Genomic DNA, 22,003 nt, shown 5'->3' on the forward strand with positions numbered 1-22,003 from the left:
ACGCTCCGCTCCTCAGTTCCTAGCTTCATCCAAACTTCTCGGTGCTGAAAACTGGTCTTTTTAAACATGCATATAGAAAAAGCGAGGTAACTTTATGAATAGATCTTCATGGCTTGCTGATGAACCTGCCTGGCAAAGATTCGTCTTCGCCCCATCTGGCAATTTGCAGCTTCCGCTTCAGGTTGAGAGCATCGGATGCAATCCGAATCAAGAGAAAATCAATCGTCCGGAAGGCTACCCTTGCTATCACTGGCTGCAAACCGAGGCGGGGGAAGGCGTACTCTCATATGGCCAAGGCAGCTTTACGCTGGCTCGCGGCAGCGGCGTGTTGCTTCCACCCGGCATTCCGCATGCTTATGAATCAATGGGCGAGGCTAAATGGGCCACCGTCTATTTAACTTTTGGCGGAGAAGCCGCCGGAGCGATACTGTCCGCCTTCGGTATCCGTGAATCAAACTTTTTCCGTTGGGAGCAGGATTCCCCGCTGGCCTATTTTCTGGGCGAAATGATCGAAAATATCGGGAAAGGCCCTGACATATTCGGCCTGGAGGCATCCGTAAATGCCTATCGCTTCCTCGGCCTGCTTAGTAAATTCGGGCAGGTCAGCAATTCGTCCGTAACCCGTAATATGGAGAAGCTAGCCCCTTTGCTCCGGTGGATGGAGAACAATTACAGCAACGCCGATATCGGGCTGAATGATCTGGCCCATGTGCTGAATGTGTCAGGGCGGTATTTAAGCCAGCTGTTCCAAAATACTTTCGATCTTTCGCCTTACGCCTATTTAGTGCAAATGAGGATTCATAAAGCCAAAGAAAAGCTGGCTGCGGATTCCCTGTTAACCGTCGCAGAAGTTGCTCATCATACCGGTTTCCGTGATGTCAGCCATTTTATCGCTACCTTTCGCAAGCACACCGGCATGACACCACAGCATTTTCGCAAGCTCCACTAACTCCGGCGAAGCAAAAAGGCAGGGTAATCCTATGATTCCTATCCTGTATAGCTGTAGGATTTACAATTAACCCCCACACTTCACCAAATAACGCGTGCCCGCTTCAAGCCAAACCCGATCGCCATCTCGCTTGGCCTCTTCATCCTGGCTTGAAATATCCAACAACTCGGCATAGCTTACTTTACACCAGCCCGCTTCAGCAGCAAGAATGGAGGCAGTGCTTAGTTTGCCATTCTCCCAAGCTATGTCGACCGTGAAATTTCCCCTGGCCTTTAAGCCTGTCACATGCCCTGAAGACCAAGCTGAGGGCAGCGCCGGCAGCAAATCTATTCTTCCCCGATGGCTCTGCAGCAGCATCTCGGCCATGCCAGCCGTTCCCCCAAAGTTGCCATCGATTTGAAAAGGGGGATGGGCATCGAATAAATTAGGATAGGTAGAGCGTGAAAGCAATGTCCTGACATAATGATAGGCTTCGTTCCCATCCCTTAACCTGGCGTATAGGTTGATCAACCAGGCGCAGCTCCATCCGGTATGTCCGCCTCCATGTGAAATTCGGTAATCCAGCGAACGCCGTGCTGCTTCAGCCCATTCCGGGGTACCATCCGGAGTTATTGCTGAACCAGGATACAGGCCATACAGATGAGAGACATGTCGATGTCCCAGTTCACTCTCAGCATATGAATCGATCCACTCCATCAGTCTCCCATCGGCCCCGATCCGTGGACTGGCCATTCTTTCCAGCGTATCTTCAAGAAGCTCCACCCATGCTTCATCCGCTTTAAGGAGCTGCGCAGCCTCGATGCAATGCCCAAACAGCTCGCGAATCAAGAACAGATCCATCGTTGACGCATAGGAAACACTGCAGGGTTCCCCGCGCTCCGTCAGAAACATATTCTCGGGAGAAGTCGAAGGAGCTGTGACCAGTAAACTGTCCGGGCCCGGAACGAGCCAATCGATACAAAATTCGGCAGCTCCTTTTAGGACAGGGTAAGCCGTGTCCTCCAGATAGACTTTGTCCAAGGTGTAAGCATAGTGCTCCCACAAATGACGGCTAAGCCACACTCCCCCCATCGGCCAGCAAGCCCAGCTTGCACTTCCATCCGAGGGCGTCGTTACTCGCCATAGATCTACATTATGGTGAGCCGTCCAACCATTGCAGTCATAATGGATCCTTGCAGTCCGGGCTCCGGCTTCGCTGATCTCTTGCACCATATTGATCAACGGTTCATGACACTCGCTCAAATTGCATACTTCCGCAGGCCAATAGTTCATCTCCGTATTAATATTTGTCGTATAATTGCTGTTCCAGGGCGGCTGCATATGTGGATTCCAGATCCCTTGCAAATTAGCCGGCTGCGTGCCCGGCCTGGAGCAAGCTATCAATAAATATCGCCCATAATGAAAATATAACGCCTCCAGCTCCGGGTCACATGCTCCCGCCTGGTACGCAATCAGCCGTTCATCTGTTGGTTTTGCTGCGGCTAATGCCATCATCCCCTTATCCATTACGGGAACAGACTGCTTATCTGAAGCCTCCTCGGCCCGTAATTTTGACTCCTGACCCTTGTCTAATTCCAGCTCCACCCGGCGGAACAATCCACGATGCTCCTTGATATGCCTACTGCGCAGTTCAGCATCCCGGCGCATGAATGCCGATTGCATCACTGATTTACAACACTCCTCCGGTATTGAATCTGCGCCTTGCCCCTGCCCGGGCACTACATCATAACCTTGAAAATCAGTAGCCGCTGCCAATAAAAGCGTGATGCTCCGTGCATCCTCTATTCGCAGTTTATGATCATCTGTAGCCATAAGCCTGCCTGCTTCATGCCTGACACTGACCTGTGCTGCGAAGTTTAATCCACGACCTTCCTCATATAGAACAGACTGCGGATGATCTCCCCTATGATTGTCTGCAATATGGCTTGGGCATGAGCCACGCATCATTAGATATCCAGCTTTCTCCACAGCTTCTGCAACATGCTTCAGCGGGGAGTCCAGCGCTACGGTAACCGTGAACGGAGAGTGGTCTTCGCAGTCTATATGTACAACCAATACCTGATCCACGGCGCTGACATACACCTCGCGTGTCATCGTTATGCCCCCGCTTCGAAAGCGAACGGAAGCGATTCCCGTATTCAGATTCAATTCACGCTCATAGTCCGTCACTTCTTCAAGCCCAAGCTGATCGATCCGCAGATTTCCGAGTGGTAAATAGGCTTCTGACCGTGGGCCGAGCATGCCTTTCTCTACCAAAGCTTCAGCTTCTTTATATTTCCCGGAAAATATAAGCTCCCTGACCGGCTGCAAATGCCGAAGTGCTTCATAATTTTGCGGATCACGAGGATATCCGGACCATAATGTGTCCTCATTCAAACAGATCAGCTCACTTTGTCCCCCGCCATGAACCATGCCACCGATCCTGCCATTTCCGACCGGCAAGGCCTCCTCCCAGCAGGAAGCCGGCTGCTTATACCATAATTTCCAGGAAGTCTCTCTGTCACTGTTCACCGTCAATACTGTCACCGCCCTCATTGTTTTCATCAACAGCTAATTCATATTTAATTCTTCATGCCATTACAGATCCCTGTAGAAAAGACCTCATCCTCCACAAAAACGTGGAATCTGAGGTCCTTTCTCGCATTGATAGGCCACCCGAACGAACTGCTATTGAATATCTTTACCTGTAAAGAGTGCAACCCGCGCTTTTACAAGCTCTGTATATTCGGCCTCCATCTTCTCTGCTCCCGCCTGATCTAAATCGTCCAGGAACCCATCGTAAATCTTATCGAAGTCCGTTGTCTTGGCCAGAACAGCCTCCGGAATTTTCTTGCGAATAATATCCTGCGTCTTCTGGTAGATAACTTGATAGTCGCCATCTGTAGGCACCGGCATGTTGTACAAGGCGCCCCATTCCTTGGCCGGGAAGTCACTCTCCTGCGGGAAGAGATCCTTCCAGGTTGTTGCTTGATAAGCGGCCAGCGTTTCCTTCTCGGCAGCGGTATAGCCTGCAACGATCTGTTCCGGGAAGCTGGTGGTATAGTAATTGCCGGATGGATCCTTCACACCATCTCCATAACGTGCACCAAAGGTCAAGTATAAGCCAACGCCCGATTCCTTCGTGAAATTCGTCGAATCATTGGTCTTGCGCTCTTGAATTTCCGTCGGAATCACACGCATTCCATTCCCGTCCACCGTATAATGCTTGCCTTCAATGCCCCAGTTCCGAAGCACCTGTCCCTCGTCAGACGACATCCAGTCAAGGAATTGGATCGCCCGAACCGGGTCCTTGCAAGCCGTGGTGATTGCGATTCCGTAGCCGTCAACTCCGGCGGATTGGAAAGAATGATCCTCATACTCTTCTGTCAGCGTGACCGGGAAGTGCCCATAAGTGTATTCATCCTTGCCCGCCGTCTTGAGCGCATTTTCCGCATCCTGATAACCCCATTCCTGGTCGATCAGACCAAGTACGCGGCCGCTGGCGATTTTCGCTTTGTACTGGTCATCCTTCTGGACAAACGTATCCTTATCCAGCAATCCTTCGTTGTACATATGGTTCAACCAGCGGAAATATTCCTTCTCCTCCGGACGTTTATAATGGAGCATTGCTTCATAGGTTTCAGGGTTAACATAGTACTCGCCGTCATCCGGTGCGCCTGTGGCCAGGAATGCCGGGTTCGTCACGCTGATCATAATTCTCCAATCGTCGGCATTCAACGTAAGCGGAATCGTCGGCTGACCGTCTGTCGTTGGGTGCTTCTCCACATACTGCTTCAGTACATTCTCGAAATCCTGCACAGTACGGACCTGCGGATAACCAAGTTCTTTAAGCACACGCTGCTGAATTTCAAATCCGCCGCCGGCATCGAAATACTGCTGATCCACACCAACATTCGTAGGAAGCTCATAAATTGCTTGATCTTCATTGCTGTACTTCAAGCGGTTCATATTTTCACTGAAAATCTTCTTAATATTTGGCGCATACTGATCAATTAAATCCGTTAGATCGATAATGAGGCCCGCATCTACCAATTTGGACAAGCTGCCCTTGGCAAAAATAATATCCGGCACCTCGCCGCTCGCCGCCATCATCGCAACCTTCTGATCTCCGCCGCCACTGCCAACATCATACTCGGCATTGATCGTAACCCCGGTCTTCTCCGTAATCAATTTGCCGACATCGTCCTGCATATTGTTCCAGTTCGGGCTCGCATCGGCACCGAAGAAGGTGAAGGTCATCGGGCTGGTGTCCATGGTATTTTCGGTGTTTTGCCCCGCATTCGTTCCTCCATTATTGCCCGTATTATCAGGCGCTTGGCTATGGTTATTGCTTCCGGAATTACCGCAGCCGCCAATCAGCAGCGTAGTCGCCAGCAGAAGCGCCGCGAACATTTTAGGACTTCTCCATCTCATTTCTGCAATCCCCCTCATAGAAATAGAAGTTATATCGTATAACAGGCTGTAGCCTGCAAATACCGCTGCACTATTTTAGTATCAAGCCTTCACCGCGCCTAATGTCATACCGTCAACAAAATAACGCTGCAGAAACGGATATACGACCAAAATCGGAACGGTAACGACAATCGTAATCGCCATCTTGATCGATTCAGGCGATACCTGGGCCATCTGATTGGCGAGATCATTAGCATTAACCATGCTCGCCCCCTGATTAGTGCTCTGTAAAATCTTCATCAGCTCATATTGCAGCGTCGTCAGATGAGGCTTATTTCCGTTGTACAGATAAGTATCAAACCAGGAGTTCCATTGGCCTACGGCCAAGAACAGCGAGATCGTGGCTAATACCGGCTTACATAACGGGAGGATGACCTTGTAATAAATTTTAAAGTCATTGGCCCCATCCAATTTCGCTGATTCCTGCAATGCATAAGGCAGACCATCGATGAAAGATCGGATAATGAATACATTAAATGCACTAACGATCCCCGGCAGGATATAAATCCAGAACGTCCCGATCAGATGCAGATGACGCATCAGCATATAGGTTGGAACCATGCCGCCGGAGAAATACATCGTCAGGGCCAGGAAGACCGAGACGAATCTGCGTGCTTTGAAGTCAGGACGGCTTAGCGTGTAAGCCAGCATTGAAGAGCTGATCAGCCCAAGCAGCGTGCCTGATAATGTCCTCAATATCGTAATCAGGAAGCCTTGCTTCAAGCTGGAGTAACTAAATATCGTACGGTAATTCTCTAGCGTAAAATCCCGTGGCCATATATAGATCCCGCCCCGAACGGTGTCTGTAGAATCATTTAGCGAAATAGCAAGCACATTCAGAAACGGATACAACGTAATAATCAACACGAGACTTAGAATAACTACGTTAATAATGTCAAAGGTCCTATCTGATCTTGTGGAATTAAATGCTTTTGTCGCAGCCATTCTGCTCCCCCCTACATGATGCTTTCTTTCGTCGTCTTCTTCATGATCCCGTTAGCTGTAAGCAACAGAATGATGCTCACCACTGAAGTAAACATACTGATCGCGGTTCCGTAGGAGAATCGGCTGATCTGAATGCCGTATTTCAGAGCGTATAAATCCAGCACCTCAGAGTAATCCGTGACAAGCGAGTTGCTCAGCTGGAATTGCTTCTCGAAGCCGATGCCAATTAAGTGGCCGATCGACATAATCAGGAGCACTGAAATCGTCGTGCGAATGCCCGGCAGGGTGATATTCCAGATTTGCCGGAACCGGCCTGCTCCATCCACTCGCGCAGCTTCATAAAGCTCCCTGTCGATGCCGGTAATGGCCGCCAAATAAATGATCGCATTCCAGCCGGTTTCCTTCCACACATCGGAAGCGGTTACAATTCCCCAGAAGTATTTGCCCTCAGCCATAAACTGAATCGGGCCATCTATTACATGAAGCTGAATGAGCAGTTCATTCACGATGCCGTCCATCGACAGCATCTTCGTAATGATTCCGGCTACAACGACCCAGGAGACGAAGTGAGGCAAATAAGAAACCGTCTGTACAGTACGCTTGAAATATTTGCCGCGCAACTCATTCAACAGTACTGCGAACAAAATCGGAATAATGAAGCCGGCTACTAAGCCCATCAAGCTCATCGCCAAAGTATTCCTTAACACCAAATAGAATCTGTCGTCATGGAATAGCTCTACGAAATTTTTAAACCCGACCCACTTCTGCTGGGAGAAAGATTTGGACGGCTTATAATTCTGAAAAGCCATCGTCCACCCCCATACGGGCAAATAGCTGAACACAAATACCCAAATGATGAACGGCATGGACATCAGGTATAAATATTTCTGTTGAACGATGCTCCGCCATACCCTTTTCATCCGTTTTCCGGGCGGCTCAGGAGTGGTGATTGCCTTCTCTTTTTCCGTATCCGCTCTAGCTGACAGCGTTTCCATCTATCCATTCCCTCCTCTGTATAAACCAATGATAATATACCACCCAGAGAGGAAATACCCGATAGATTTCAGACAAAACCATATAATAATTAGACATCCAATAGATAACCTGAGCTACTTACATACAAATGGCTTATACCGCACCGTTTAATATCGGTACCGTGAAGGAAATCCGCGTCCCTTGCCCATACTCACTGGCAATCACCAGGCCATGCTCTTCACCGAAAGATAGAACCAGACGCTGATGCACATTGCGCAGGCCGATTCGCTTCTGCTCCGACTCCTCGGGATTCACCGTCGATTGAATCACCTCTGCCAGCCGCTCCGGGGTCATCCCCAGTCCGTCATCCTGCACGGTTACACGCATAGCTGGACCGCACAGCTCAACAGTAAGCTGAACATGCACGCCTTCTATCTTGCCTTCAACACCGTGAACGACCGCATTCTCAACGAGCGGCTGAATCACTAGTGGAGGAATCATCACGTGGCTTGCCGCCGGGTCCACCTTGACCTCGAAGCTGAGTCGGTCCTCGTATCTGAACTTCTGGATTTCCAAATAGGAGCGCACCATTTCAATCTCTTCCTTCAATGGCGTTTGCTCTCTGCCGACCTCCAGATTTTTGCGCATCAGCTTTCCTAACAGGCGGACGACATTGGCAATCTCCTTGTCCCCCTTCATGTGGGCGTTCATACGGATCGATTCAAGCGCGTTGAACAGGAAGTGCGGATTGATCTGGCTGGCCATCATTTTCAGCTTAATCTCCCGCTGTGCCAGCTCCAGCGTATTGTTCTGCTCCGTCTTCTCTACGATCTGGTCCATCAACTGCCGGATGCTGTCGACCATATAGTTGAATTGACGGGATAATTGCCCGATCTCATCATTGCCGTCGATCCGGGACACGACATTCATATTTCCCAGCGCCAGCCGGTTGAACTGACGGCTTAGCTGGAGCAGACGATTGGTCGTCAGGAAAGAGACGATATAGACGAAGAATAGGGCGATGATCAGCACAAGAAAAATGATCAGCAGACCGATAAAGCTGACTTTGTTAGCGTCCTCCATAATGGAAGCCGTGTCGAAAATGGAGACGATTTTAAGAATGCTTGTCCCTGCTTCAGGCATGAGCTGATCTACGATCATATAGGAGGATTCACCATGAATATCTAGCTTGTGGGCCCCTTTTCCCTGTTCATTCAAATTTACTCCATAATCCAGATCATTCAGGGTTGAGCCGACCAGTGCCGGATTTTTGGCAGCGACGATATATCCCCGCTCATCGGCAATCAGCGTCTCGAACGGCTCCTGGCGCAGCATCCGGTTCAATTCCTCCTGATCCAACGAGACAATCAGCACTCCGCTGGTATGGGTCTCCGGAAAGTTTACCTGCCGGACCAGGCTGAGCTTGCGAATCGGAATTTCTTCCTCATCATCGATGTATTGCCAGATGGCTCTTCGGCTCTCCATCGCCTCCCTGTACCAGTTGGTAGATTCAATCTTGGCATCAACTGGAACAAGCTCCAGATTATTAATCAAAGTTGGATTTCGGTAATAGAAGCGAATCTCGGCGATCTCGCGATACATGTTAATGTAACGGTGGAAGCTGTCAAAGGAAAGATAAGCCTTCGTTAATTCAAGCACGCTCGGGTAATGGGTCGAGGCGACCTTCTCCAACGATTTGTCCATGAGCAGCGTATTCGATACATCATTTGGCATGCGCATTATATTGCTGAGCTGGGTCTTGATCTTCTGAACATTGTTGGTCGTCTGGGCAATCGCCCGTTCCATTGCCTGGGCCCTGAAATAACTAACGACCCCACCGCCCACCAGCAATACAGGAATCATGACAACGACAAGGTATGAAATAATCAGCTTATGCTTCAGCTTCAAATTATTGGTCATACGAATCGCCTTGCTTAACACAAATCATCGCCTCCTTAAAAACCGAATATCCCCTGTCTTCTTCGAAGAGGGGATATTTCGGGCCTGAACTAATCAGGGCTTACACTAGCATAATATTCGATATTGTATATATACTTCAAGATTACTGCACTGCCAGGAGCGATGTCCATTATTTAAGTTGTATAGAGACTTCCACCTCTCCGGAGTAAACAGGAACTTCGATGATGCCTTGCCCGTTCCATTGCCCCCCTTGGACCTGCGTTACTTCACCTATTCCATGTAGAGATATTTTGAAGGCTTTGCCTGCTCCTTCAGCCTGCAAGGACACAGCAGCACCTGTACGTGCAACACGCACTGACAGCTCTGTCTCGCCACTTTTATTCCGTACAGTCCTCGTAACCGTGACATGATCCTCCAGCTGATAAATCCCAAGCTCTACACCATCCGCAAAATCGTAGTCTGGGCGAGCATCGTTAGCGCCAACAGGCAGGATCGAGTTGGGACGCACATACAGCGGCAGGCTGAAGAAATCATAAGTTTCCTTGCGCCATTTACCGCCTTCCACCGCCTGGCCTGTCAGGAAATGGGTCCATTTGCCTTCCGGCAAATAATAAGATACCTCGCCCTTCTCGCTAAACACAGGAGCTACCAGCAGAGAATCGCCCAGCATATATTGGCGGTCCAGCACTTCAGCTGCCGGATCATCCGGGAACTCCAACAGCATGGCGCGCATCGAGGGAAGTCCCTGTTCTGTCGCTTGCATCGCTGTATCGTACAGGTACGGCATCAGACGGCATTTCAACCGGGTGAAATATCTTGTTACGTTCACCGCTTCCTCATCGTACGCCCAAGGCACCCGGTAAGAGCTGCTGCCGTGCAGTCGGCTGTGGCTGGACAGCAGCCCGAAGGCGAGCCAGCGCTTAAACACATGGGCTGGAGCCGTGTTCTCGAAGCCGCCAATGTCATGGCTCCAGAAGCCGAAGCCCGATAAGCCCAAGGATAGGCCGCCGCGCAGCGTCTCCGCCATCGACTCGTAGTCGGCATAGCAGTCGCCGCCCCAATGAACTGGAAACTGCTGTCCTCCAGCCGTCGCTGAACGGGCGAATAATGCCGCCTCATTTTTGCCCAGCTTCTCTTCCAGCACTTCAAACACCACTTTATTGTATAGATAAGTATAATAATTGTGCATTTTTACAGGGTCAGAGCCGTCGTAATAGACCACATCCGTCGGAATCCGCTCGCCGAAGTCGGTCTTGAAGCTGTCCACACCCATATCGATTAACTCGCGCAAGCAGTCCTTATACCATTCACAAGCATCCGGATTTGTAAAATCAACCAGCGCCATGCCCGGCTGCCACAAGTTCCACTGCCATACATCGCCGTTTGCCTTCCTGACCAGATAACCTCGCTCTCTGCCTTCCTCAAACAAGCGGGAGCGCTGGGCGATATAGGAATTGATCCAGACGCAAATTTTCAGCCCCTTTTCTTTCAAGCGCCCGAGCATTCCGGCCGGATCGGGAAATACTTCCTCATCCCATTTGAAATCCGTCCAGTGAAAGCCGCGCATCCAGAAGCAGTCGAAATGGAACACATGCAGCGGCAAATCCCGCTCCGCCATACCATCCACGAAAGAATTGACCGTCGCCTCATCATAATTCGTTGTAAAGGAGGTTGTTAGCCAAAGCCCGAATGTCCAGGCTGGAGGCAGCGCCGGGCGTCCAGTCAATGACGTATATTTGCTAAGCACGCCCTTGGGGCCAGGCCCATCGATAACGAAGTATTCCAACGATTCGCCGGGAACGCTGAACTGCACCTTTTTTACTTTCTCCGAGGCAACTTCGAATGAGACTGCACCCGGGTCATTAACAAATACGCCATATCCTTGATTCGTAATGTAGAAGGGAATGTTCTTATAGGCCTGCTCTGAGCTAGTACCGCCGTCCTTATTCCAAATATCAATGGCCTGACCATTTTTCACAAAAGCTGTGAACCGTTCGCCCAGCCCATACACGAGTTCACCTACCGATAAATCAAGCTCCTCACGCACATAGGTCTGTCCACCGTTCTCCGTAATATGCGCCATCGATTTAGAGCGGCTGCCTGTAATCCGCTGCGTACCCCGGTAGAAATCAACGGACCATTCGGCCCCTTTGCTAATCCGAACGCTCAAATTTCCGCTTTTCAATTCGGCGTATTCGTTCGTCTCCGTAATCATGCTATGCTGGCCGCCTTGCATCAGCTCAAAACGAGGACCATGGTCTACTGTGCCGGCAAAATGAACCAGCTTAACACCAATCACTCCCGGCTGCGGAGAGTGAAACTGCACAGTTAGCAGCGTCGAGTTAATCATATCTCCGCGACCGCGAATCGGTGTTGTCGAAGCGTAAGCCGTCAATTTATCATCTTCCGCCCTAAAATCATGAGCCTGTACAGCTGAATCCAGCGTATACTCCTTGCGGATCAACCAATTGCCATCTGTAAATTTCATAAGTTTGCCCGCCTTTCTGTCCACAGCATCGTTAGATGCTTCAAATAAGGTTCTAGTTGCATTATACTGATATCAATAGAAATAAACTTATATAATCCGCTTCATATATAACACTATATTGATGAGGTGAAGAATCATGGATCAAGCACAACGCCGTTCTCTCAAAGAGGTCAGAACACATGGCAGTGAACTGCTTCCCTTCGGCACTTATTGGTACAGCTATGGGCCCGGCGAGCATGTGATAGACTGTCACTGGCATGATGAAGCCGAGATTTTCTATTGTGCTCAGGGCTGTACCTTATTCCAGGTTGACACTGACTATTTTCTGGTTCAAGCTGGGGAAGCGGTCTATATCGACGCTGGAGACATCCATGCCGCTCATGCTTACGGGGATGAAGGCTGCAGCTTCTTCTCTTTCGTCTTTAATACGAATCTACTGGCTAGTGCCCAATATGACGCGGTTCAGGAGAATATCATTATCCCCCTGCAGGAGCGAAGAGCGACGCTGCCGAGATGGATTAAGCCGCAAGAGGATTACGAGCTTGAGCTGCTTGAGCATATTACAGCGATTAAGAAATGCTGTGAAGATCGACTTTCCGGGTATGAAGGGGCTGTCAAAGGCCATCTCTATCTAATGCTGTCCGGATTGCACAGCAGAAACCTGGCTTGCAGCCGGACGAGCAGCAATCGCAGCGAATCTTCCAAAATCGAAAGATTGAAAACGGTCATCCAATATATTCAGGACCATCACGGGCAGCCGATCCGACTAGCTGAGCTGGCCGCGCTGATTCCGATGAGCGAAGGGCAGTTTTGCCGTTTCTTCAAATCGATGACGAGACAGACGCCAGTTGATTACATCAACTCCTACCGGATTCGTCAGGCGGTCGAGCTGCTTAGACGTACCGATCGGAAAATATCCGATATCGCGTTGGAGGTCGGCTATGACAATATCAGCTATTTCATTCGGGTATTCCGAAAGACTATGAACAGCTCCCCTTCCGAATTCCGCAATAAGCTGCAGGACTCCATGGAGGGACCAGAGTAACGATCCCCCCATTACTCCAAGGCTTCTATAATAAGGCCCGGCGCTGTAGCATTATTCAATGAGAGGCCTATGTTAAACTAGCCGGAGCCAGCTTAACTGGACCTCCCCCCTCAGTGTCAGATAAACAGGATGTCTGCCGCTGCATGATTCTATCGGAACTCTCACTGTTGACCATGCCTGACGGCCGCCTGTCGCCATCACCTTCCCGCTGGCTGCGACAGATCCGTCAGGACGATCCAGCGTCAGAATGATCTCTCCGCCTTTGATATTTCCTGACACTCTCGCTTCCAACCAGGAAGCCCCTGTCCCTAAGTCCACATCATGAAATGCGATCCAGCCTGCTCCCTGCCGAAGAGCCAGGCTTTCTCCTCCCTCGCGGCACTCATCGATATAGACGCCGTTATAATCATCATAATTAACTGCTCTGACCGGTTCACGAAGCGAACGGGGCGGAACGGTTTCTCCTTCCACGCTCAGCCGGGCAAACAGCTTCATATCTTGCGAAGAAGGGCCGATTCCGAGCATATATTCGCCGCTCTCAACGCAGTAGTGTTCCCGGGTGACATCCCAGAAGGCCAGGTCTTCCGCCTTCAATTCGAAGCGGACGATTTGCGAGGCTCCGGCTTCCAGATGAATCCGCTGAAAGCCCTTGAGTGTCTTAAGCGGACGAACCACACGGGAATCACTGGCTCGAACATAGAGCTGAACCACTTCATCCCCGGCCCTTTCTCCTGTATTTATAATTTTCACAGATACTGACACAGCATCGCCCGCCTGGATCGCCATCTGATCCAGGGAAAGCTCCTCATAGGCAAAACGGGTGTAACTCAACCCGTGTCCAAATGGATACAGCACCTCCCCATCAAAATATTGATAGGTACGTTTTCCTTTTATAATGTCGTAGTCCATTAGCTCCGGCAGCTGCGAGACTGATTTATACCAGGTCATATTCAAGCGACCCGCTGGATTGTAATCCCCATACAGCACATCGGCCAGCGCCTGCCCAAGCTCCTGAGCGGCATGGGATGTGTATATCATCGCTGGTATATGCTCCTTCTCCCAGTTCACGGCGAACGGATAGCTGCCGACGATGATGACCACGGTATTCGGATTCGCGGCGTGAACAGCCTGAATCAGAGATTGCTGAGCAGGGGGCAGGACAAGATCCGGACGGTCGATCGTTTCTTTTCCATTAATAAATGGACTATTGCCGACAACAACGATCGCAGTCTCTACCTGGCTGGCTGCATATGCCGCTTGCTCAATGCCATCTGCAACGACCTCGATGATAAATTCATCCATGGCGAAATCTGAGGAGACAAGATTTTTCGCCTTCTGTCCGTCCCGATCCTCCTGCTTATCTTGATCCCTGTATTTCGCTTGGCCATCCTGATCTCTCCAGTCCGTGATCACACATCCCTGTTCATCCACCATAATCGGTCGACCTTCCCACGACTTCATTCGTACAACACCACCGCTGTCTCCCACCGACGGTTCAACATCGAAGGCTTCCTTCACAAACCAGCCGCGGGCTTCATTCGCCGATGCCAAAAGTTCGCTATCGGTCTCAGTCACAAACTTGCCGCAGCTAAGCGCCTTGAAGGTTACATTGCCCCAACCCCAATCATTCCGCTCGAACACCTCGGCCTGCTCGGCATCTGGGCAGACCGCTTCAAGCCGAGCTTGCTCGCCGCAAACAACTACATATTGGCCTGTCGCCGCCGAGCGAAGCCGGACATGATCAAGTCCGGAATGGAACCGTGCGGAGCCCCCGTTCAGCTTCCTATTGATGCCTTGCAGCGGGGTGACCCGATACGGCGGCGTACCGCTGTACCAGTCGGTAAATGCTTCGTCCGCCAGAGGTCCGACCACGGCGATGGAGCGCATATCGCGATCTAACGGCAGCAGGCCATTATTTTTTAATAGAACGATCGATTCTTGTGCTGCCCTGAGAGATAAAGCCGAATGCTCCGGCGCGCATAGCTTCGACTCCGGAATCATGCTATAGGGATTCCGTTCAGCCGGATCAAATTCACCAAGCCGAAACCGGACGCGGAACGTATTGCGAAGCGCCCGGTCAAGATCCTCCTCAAGCAGCAATCCCCCGCTTAAAGCATCATGCAGCGCTTGGTAGGAAATATCCTGCTCATCCGTGATACTATCGACACCCGCTCTGACCGATCCGGCCACGGCTGCGGCATAGGAATCCACATAGTGGTGATCGATTACTGTTCCAAGTACATCTCCGGCATCGCCGACGATAAAGCCATTCATCCCCCATTCGCCCTTCACGATCTTGTAGACTTCATCATTGAAGTTGCACGGTCTCCCGTTAACTCCGTTATAGGCGGTCATCATTGAACCTGCCTTGCCCTCCCGGAACGCCATCTCAAAAGGCTTGAGATAATATTCCCGCTTATTTCGCGGATCGATGCTGACTGAGGCGCTGCCGCGCTCCAGTTCATTGTTGTTGCCATAGAAATGCTTGAGCGTAGCAACTGTCTTGTAATAGAAGGGATGCTCTCCCTGCATCCCTCGCACGAGCTGGGTAGAGAGAACACCGGTTAAATACGGATCCTCTCCATAAGCTTCCTCGGTCCGCCCCCAACGCGGATCACGCTCCATATCCACGGTAGGCGCCCAGATGGTGAGGCCGTTAATAGCCGGATCTCGCTGATAATAGACGCGGGCCTCGTCCCCGATGATCGAGCCGATCTGACGCAGCAGTTCAGGGTTCCATGTACAGGCCAGCCCGATATTTTGCGGAAATACCGTCGCTTCGCCAAGCCAGGCCACACCATGCGCTCCCTCTGTACCATGCTTATATTTCTTTACGCCGAGGCGCGGAATCTCTACCTGATATTGACACATGAGTTGCACCTTCTCCTCCAGCGTAAATCTGGATAGAAGATCGTCCAACCGCTCTTCCAGCGGCAAATCCGGGTTCTGATAAGAATAACGCCCGTCCATATTCATAGCTCTAACCTCGTCTCTATATTTTTATGAAAGCGTTTCACTGTAGTGCCATCTTACCTTGCTTTCATGGAGCTTCATACAGGGATAATTAGAGGCTTTTTCATATAGAAATCTATAAATTTCTGTAAAAAAGAGCCCGACGGTCCGTTCAGACTGCCCTGCTCCTAAGACAACAAATTATTCATTTCCGGCCTTTTTGCGATAAGCTGAAGGAGATGTGCCTACATATTTTCGGAATTTGGCATGAAAATAATCGACATTGGTATACCCGACCTTCTCGGCTACCTGATAAACCTTCAGTCCTTCCTCCAAATACCCCTTTGCATTTTCGATTCTCACTTTATCCAGATAGGTATTGAAATACTCGCCGGTCTCATTCTTGAACAATTTCCCCAAATAAGCGCTATTATAGTTAAAAATTCCCGATAAGGTCTCCAGCTTCAAATTGTCGCGGAAATTTCGGTGGATGAGATCCAGCATAATTCGCACCTCGCGGTGCCTGCCCGTATCCTCGTTCATTGGTGGGGCTATCGATTGCAGCAGAGATCCAACCTGCTCGAACATATCTCCGATTGTACGCACGCGGTAAATATCCGCGACCCGATCACAATATCCCTTACTCTGGCTTTGCAGCTCTGGTCTTTGCTTTAATTCCCTCCCATGGATGAGTGTCAATAACTCCACAAAACGCTGCTTGATCTCTCCTTCATTGAAATGACGACGGATCAACGTATGACCAAATTCAACAATAAACTGCTTAATCGCATCCAGATTGCCAACTTCTACAGCATAATACAGCTGCTCTTCCGCGTTACTGGTATTTTTCTCTTCAGCCTCTATATCAGTTGCATGACTCCGAAGCTTGTCTAACAGCTCCCCTGATAGAATTCTGCCCCGTTCAAAGAAAAACTGCTGCTTGATCAACTCCAGTGCAGAAGTATAGGACAGGGGAATATCGCCTAGTTCCCTCACCCGTTCTCCCAACACGACAGTGAACTCGGCTGCGCCGCTTTCTTGCAGTTCTTGATATACATCATCATGCTCCACTTCGAGCAATGGTTCCTGTAACAATACGCCAACATAACCTTGATGGCTAAATACATAACCGCGGCCGCATTCTTCAAAGCGGGCGCCAAGCTTCCTCCTCAGCCTATTAGCCTCATTCACATCGCTTCTCTCATCCTTCGGGGAGACCACTAGCAGGATCTGATACTTCCTCCAGAGCAATCCGAGTCGATCCGCCTGCTCGTGAAGTGTAAATTCATCATGTTCCATCGACCCGGACAAGATGGATTGAATGAACGCTTCACGTGTCCACTCCTTTGAGACATTCTGCCATAAGGAAGCCTTCTTCGCTTCATCAATCACCTGCTCAATGCGATACAAATATTGAATCAACTCATCCTCATCCACCGGCTTCAGCAAATAACCGTCTGCCCGGTTCGTCATTGCCTTCTTGGCGTATTCAAAATCCGCATAACCGCTCAAGATCAAAATATGCAGCTGCGGATCTTGCTCACGCAACCTCTCGATTAATTGCAGGCCGTCCATCCCCGGCATACGAATATCCGCGATCACCAGCTCCGGCGAATAAGTCTGATACTTCTCCAAGGCTTCTTCACCATTGGACGCTGTATCCACCACGCGGAATCCGTAATTCTCCCACTCGATAAACATCCTGAGCCCTTCTCTTTGTTTCGGCTCATCATCAACAATCAGCACCTTATACATTCCAAAACCCCCCAGCGGAATATGCAATTCAGTGTGATTCCAGCCACCACTTGCCGGATAACCGGTAAACTCATCTGCACCATACACCCTATTAAAGCGTTTACAATTTAATTATATTACTTTTCGTATAGGCTGCTCCTGCATAATTATGCCTACTTGTTGCACTATTTTGATATTCGTCAGCCATTTACTGAACACGATCTTATCCGTTCTCCTTCCGCCACTTGGCAAGCAATTGCTCGCGATGCTCAGCAGCCATGTCGAACCGGTACGTTGGTAAGAGAAGCTCCAGATTAACGGAAGTCAGCAGGGGATGAACCTGAATATTGGGAAGCACGGGAAAAGAAAATGCCGAATTCATATAATCCGTCTGTGCGCTTCGCGATAGAACAAAATCAGCCAGTTTTCTCGCTGCTGCTTTATTATTTCCATTCTTTAGGATCGATACCGCCCCAATCTCCCAGCCAGCCTGAGGAGGGACCTCGGAATGAATGGCATAACCTGAATTCCTGAACCGCAGCTGATCGCCCATAAAGCTGACGACGGCGGCGACCTCACCTTGGGCCAGCCGCTGTGCCGAGCTGATTCCTGAAAAAGTAGTCGTTGCACTTTGCTCTTTCAGCGCATGTACCAAGGCAATCGCCTGATCCTCCCCTCGCTCCTGGGCGAGCGAAGCAAGCAGCGTATACCCTGTTCCAGACGTCTCCGGGTCAGGTATCTCGATCTTGCCCTTCAGCTCGGGACGCAGCAGATCCTCATAACGCTCCGGCAACGGCAAGTCAGCCAGCAACGGGTCCTGCTTCCATACCTGCTCATTAACTCCAATCGCCAGCGGTCCCATATACATGCCTGTCCAGTACCCCTGCCTGTCCTTATATTTATCAGGAACCTGATCACTGAGGCGCGGAGAATAACGGATCAGTTTGCCGCTGTTCTTCAATTGCTCATGCAAATCCGCCGGTCCGCCCAGGACGACGTCGATCCCCGTTTTGTTCATCGTTAGAAGGTGATAGCTTGCTTCGCCGCCAGACATTCGGATGACCTCATAGGATACGCCCGTCTCTTTCTTGAACTTCTCCAGCAGGATACGCGACTCATCCTCCTGAAAAATAACATAGACTTTCAGCGGCTGACTGCTTTGCTGCCCTGGATAGAGCATAACAATAACTGCCACAGTAAGTGCGATCAATACGACAATCAGGCCTTTCTTCTTCAAACGGACCACTCCCCTCTTGAGCAGTCTGGACAAGCTTCTCCAAACAGCTTCCTTGAATGTCTGAATAGACGCCAAAAAAGGAAAACCGTCGTTTTCCTTTTTTGAGCCTATTTGCTGAACCTATTTGCGCTTCTAGCCATGCACTATGAGCCGTGCTTCTTAATGATATGAATCTTGTCAGCGGCTGCACCTATCTGCACAATGCCGTCATAGACCTTCTTGCCGATATCATAAGCATCTACGATCCACTCCTGGCCGACCTCATCGATGAGGAAATAACGCTGCTTCTCACCGAGGAACATGGATGATTTGATGATGCCTGTTATATGAAAATCATTATTCTCCGACGGTTCAATCCGCAGTGATTCCGGCCGAACGCACAGGAGAACTTCTTCACCGACAGCAAGCTGTTCCTTGGCTTCGATAGTCACTGTATCTCCAGCCTGCCCGTATTGTACCGTTGCCAATCCGCCCTCTATTTTTACAACCTTGGCTTCCTCAAAGTTTGTCGTACCGATAAAATCCGCCACATACTGGGTACGAGGCTCATAGTAAATTTCATGCGGCGTACCATATTGATCGATCTTGCCACGGTTGAATACTACGATCTGATCCGACATTGACAGCGCTTCGAGCTGATCATGCGTAACATAAATGACCGTTAATCCGAGCTCCTGCTGGATCGTTCTCAACTCGACCCGCACTTCTTCACGCAGCTTGGCGTCAAGGTTACTCAGCGGCTCATCCAGAAGGATAATCGGCGAGTTCATGACCAATGCCCGAGCCATGGCGACACGCTGCTGCTGCCCCCCGGACATTTCATGCGGATACCGCTCTTCCAGCCCGGTAAGCTTGACCTGAGCCATAGCAGCCTCCACCCGCTGCTGGATTTCCCCTTCCGGCCGCTTCAGAATATCCAGACCATAAGCGATGTTATCGAAGACGGTCATATGCGGGAATAGAGCGTACTCCTGGAACACCATCGGAGTGCCCCGCTTATAAGGCGGCAAGTCATTGACCAGCTTGCCATCGATCCAAACCTCGCCTTGATCTATGGTATAGAAGCCTGCGATGGACCGCAGCAAAGTCGTCTTACCGCAGCCACTCGGACCGAGAAAGGTAATGAATTTGCCACGTTCGATTTGCAGGTTTATATTTTTCAGGACATGGTTCGTACCGAACACCTTGTTTACGTCTTTCAAATCTAGCAGAATATTGGATTCCATCATGCCCACTCCCTTCTATTTAACTACCTTATATAAATGAACTTAGATATTTTCATAAATTCCAGTTTTCAGCACCGAGAAGGTTGAACAAAGCTAGGGTCCGAGGAGCACAGCGTACGGTCTGGGTACGTGAGCACCTGAGATGTTTCCGGAGGAAACATGACTTCGTAAGCATTCGCTTAGGGCCCGGCTGAATTCAAGATTCAATGTTGAGTTTACTTCTTTGATTAGCTTCGTGTTAGATATAGAATTTATAAGTTATCAACGAAGTTGATGAATTCTATATCGCAAGAAAACCTACCTTTGCACCGCGGTCGCTCATCCCTGAATTGCTTCGATCTGATTTTCTTATAAAAAGCGGGCTTTTTGAACTACCTCTAAAAATCAAAGATTTTTACTTTGGAGCGGAAGATCAGCTTAATCACCCCAAGTGTGCCAAGCGTTGCGCCCATCAGTCCGACCGCTACGGCTGCTGCCCAATAGTAGGTGCCCGTCTCCGCATAGTTAAAGATCGATACAGATGCGACCACCCATTTCGGGGTAATTAAGAAAATAATCGTACTTAGCGTATTCATATTTTTCATAAACGCATAGACGAAGTTGGCTACGACAGTCTTCTGCAGCATCGGGAAGACAATTGATGTCAGTGTCTTACGGCTGTTGGCGCCGAGATTTGTCGCCGCTTCCTCGATCGATTTATCAACCTGCTTAAAGGAGGCGGACAAGCCGCGATACCCGACCGGCATCTGCTTCAGCAGCATGGCGATGATGATTAGTGCCGCTGACCCCTGCAATACAATCGGCCCCTTGCTGAACGCGACAATCAGAGCAAGACCCACGAATGTACCCGGCAAAGCGATTGGCAACACCGCGCTGAAATCGAGCAGCTTCTTACCCGGAAAGGGTTTGCGAACAACGATATAAGCCAGAACAAGGGCGAAGGCTACGGCCAGAATTGCGCTGATGAGCGACAGAACCAAGCTGTTCATCACGGCAGGACTGGAGGAGCTGAATACGACCTTGCGGATATGATCAAGCGTAAAGCTGTTGCTGCGACCGAAATTTTCCGTAAAGGCAAACAGGATCGTCACAGCGAACATGGAAATAATGAACAAAGACATCAGGCTGTTGAACAAAAAGAGTACGACATCCATCTTCTTGGAGGTAGTGATCCGATTCAGACCGGATACCGGCTTGCCGGTAATCGTCGAATAAGAGCCCTTGGATAACAGTTTGTTCTGTACCCAGAAGACAAGTAGTGCCGGAATAACGAGGATGATCCCCATCACGGATGCAAGCCCAGGCTCGTTATTAATAATCTCCCCGTAGATTTCAACCGCAAGCAGCGAATAGTTGCCACCGATCAGCTTCGGGTTCCCGAAATCGGCAAAGCAATTGATTGCCACGAGCAGAAAAGCATTAAGAACGCCTGGAAAAGCCAGCTTGAGTGTAATCGTACGGAACAGCTTGAAGCCGCGCGCTCCGAGATTTTGGGCAGCAATCTCCAGATTCGGCGAGATGGAACGAAGTACACCGGTAATCGTCATATAGGCCAGCGGGAAATAGGAAATGGTCTGTACGATCCACAATCCCGGCAAGCCGTACAAATCAAGCTCGAAATGGAAATTTGTATTCAGCCATTGCGAGATCATGCCGCCGCGGCCGAACAAGAGCAGAAAAGCAAGACCGCTCATCACCGATGGCGCTAATAATGGAAGAAAAGCGATGAAACGGAAGAACTTCTTCCCCCTAATATTGCTGTAATGAATCGCATAAGCGTAAATAAATCCGACCGCCGTTGCTGTAAAGGCAGAAAGCGAGGAACTGATTACCGTATTTAACAAAGCTCTGCCATAACGCGGCTTGCTAAAGAACGTTCCCCAGTTGTCAAAGCCGGAGGAGAACACGACAACAATCAACGGGTAAATCACAAATAAGGCAAGGAATATGAAGCTGGTTAACACGAGTACGAGCGTTGAAGGATCCCTGAAGAGCCTCTTGATCGACTCCCCAATGCCTTTTTTTTCTTTCATCATAGGGGGCGACTCCCACCTTTCTACTGTCTATTAGGGGCATGGAC

At 49.9% G+C, this 22,003-nt stretch carries 13 protein-coding genes; 2 read left to right on the forward strand and 11 right to left on the reverse strand.

Features of this window, described 5'->3' with window-relative positions; translation table 11 throughout:
• The first annotated feature begins 94 nt into the window (after positions 1–94).
• On the forward strand, positions 95–949 hold the full coding sequence (locus tag BN1360_RS23170; RefSeq protein WP_068782198.1) for a helix-turn-helix domain-containing protein: 855 nt from the start codon (positions 95–97) through the stop codon (positions 947–949).
• A 66-nt stretch (positions 950–1,015) separates the two neighbouring features.
• Here BN1360_RS23170 and BN1360_RS23175 read toward each other — a convergent pair whose 3' ends face one another.
• From BN1360_RS23175 to yicI, 6 genes are all read right to left on the reverse strand, one after another.
• Complete coding sequence (locus tag BN1360_RS23175; RefSeq protein ID WP_229521084.1) at positions 1,016–3,493, reverse strand: glycoside hydrolase family 95 protein; 2,478 nt, start codon at positions 3,491–3,493, stop codon at positions 1,016–1,018.
• A 123-nt stretch (positions 3,494–3,616) separates the two neighbouring features.
• Positions 3,617–5,362, reverse strand: a complete 1,746-nt coding sequence (locus BN1360_RS23180; RefSeq protein WP_068782199.1) for an ABC transporter substrate-binding protein — start codon at positions 5,360–5,362, stop codon at positions 3,617–3,619.
• An 81-nt stretch (positions 5,363–5,443) separates the two neighbouring features.
• Complete coding sequence (locus BN1360_RS23185) at positions 5,444–6,346, reverse strand: carbohydrate ABC transporter permease (RefSeq protein WP_068782200.1); 903 nt, start codon at positions 6,344–6,346, stop codon at positions 5,444–5,446.
• A gap of 11 nt (positions 6,347–6,357) precedes the next feature.
• Positions 6,358–7,341: an ABC transporter permease gene (locus tag BN1360_RS23190; RefSeq protein WP_068782201.1), complete on the reverse strand. Its 984-nt coding sequence runs from the start codon at positions 7,339–7,341 to the stop codon at positions 6,358–6,360.
• Positions 7,342–7,474: 133 nt separating this feature from the next.
• The gene (locus BN1360_RS23195; protein ID WP_068782544.1) at positions 7,475–9,241 is read right to left on the reverse strand and encodes a cache domain-containing sensor histidine kinase; all 1,767 of its coding nucleotides are present in this window, start codon (positions 9,239–9,241) and stop codon (positions 7,475–7,477) included.
• A 169-nt stretch (positions 9,242–9,410) separates the two neighbouring features.
• On the reverse strand, positions 9,411–11,729 hold the full coding sequence (gene yicI / locus BN1360_RS23200) for an alpha-xylosidase (RefSeq protein ID WP_068782202.1): 2,319 nt from the start codon (positions 11,727–11,729) through the stop codon (positions 9,411–9,413).
• 136 nt (positions 11,730–11,865) lie between these two features.
• Between yicI and BN1360_RS23205 the strand changes: the two genes are divergently transcribed.
• A complete protein-coding gene (locus BN1360_RS23205; RefSeq protein WP_068782203.1) occupies positions 11,866–12,774 on the forward strand; it encodes an AraC family transcriptional regulator in 909 nt (302 codons plus the stop codon).
• Between the two features lie 72 nt (positions 12,775–12,846).
• On the opposite strand, the gene BN1360_RS23210 is transcribed toward BN1360_RS23205, so the two are convergent.
• The 5 genes from BN1360_RS23210 to BN1360_RS23230 all read right to left on the reverse strand — a co-directional run bounded on the left by BN1360_RS23210 (position 12,847) and on the right by BN1360_RS23230 (position 21,959).
• On the reverse strand, positions 12,847–15,750 hold the full coding sequence (locus BN1360_RS23210) for a glycoside hydrolase family 3 protein (RefSeq protein WP_068782204.1): 2,904 nt from the start codon (positions 15,748–15,750) through the stop codon (positions 12,847–12,849).
• Between the two features lie 177 nt (positions 15,751–15,927).
• Positions 15,928–17,481 carry a response regulator transcription factor gene (locus tag BN1360_RS23215; protein WP_068782205.1) on the reverse strand — a complete coding sequence of 518 codons (1,554 nt, stop codon included), beginning with the start codon at positions 17,479–17,481 and terminating at the stop codon, positions 15,928–15,930.
• 202 nt (positions 17,482–17,683) lie between these two features.
• Positions 17,684–18,697 carry an extracellular solute-binding protein gene (locus BN1360_RS23220; RefSeq protein WP_068782206.1) on the reverse strand — a complete coding sequence of 338 codons (1,014 nt, stop codon included), beginning with the start codon at positions 18,695–18,697 and terminating at the stop codon, positions 17,684–17,686.
• A gap of 143 nt (positions 18,698–18,840) precedes the next feature.
• On the reverse strand, positions 18,841–19,926 hold the full coding sequence (locus tag BN1360_RS23225; RefSeq protein ID WP_068782207.1) for an ABC transporter ATP-binding protein: 1,086 nt from the start codon (positions 19,924–19,926) through the stop codon (positions 18,841–18,843).
• 374 nt (positions 19,927–20,300) lie between these two features.
• On the reverse strand, positions 20,301–21,959 hold the full coding sequence (locus tag BN1360_RS23230; protein WP_068782208.1) for an ABC transporter permease: 1,659 nt from the start codon (positions 21,957–21,959) through the stop codon (positions 20,301–20,303).
• Between the last annotated feature and the right edge of the window lie 44 nt (positions 21,960–22,003).

The organism is Paenibacillus sp. GM2, assembly GCF_900069005.2.
GTDB lineage: Bacteria > Bacillota > Bacilli > Paenibacillales > Paenibacillaceae > Fontibacillus.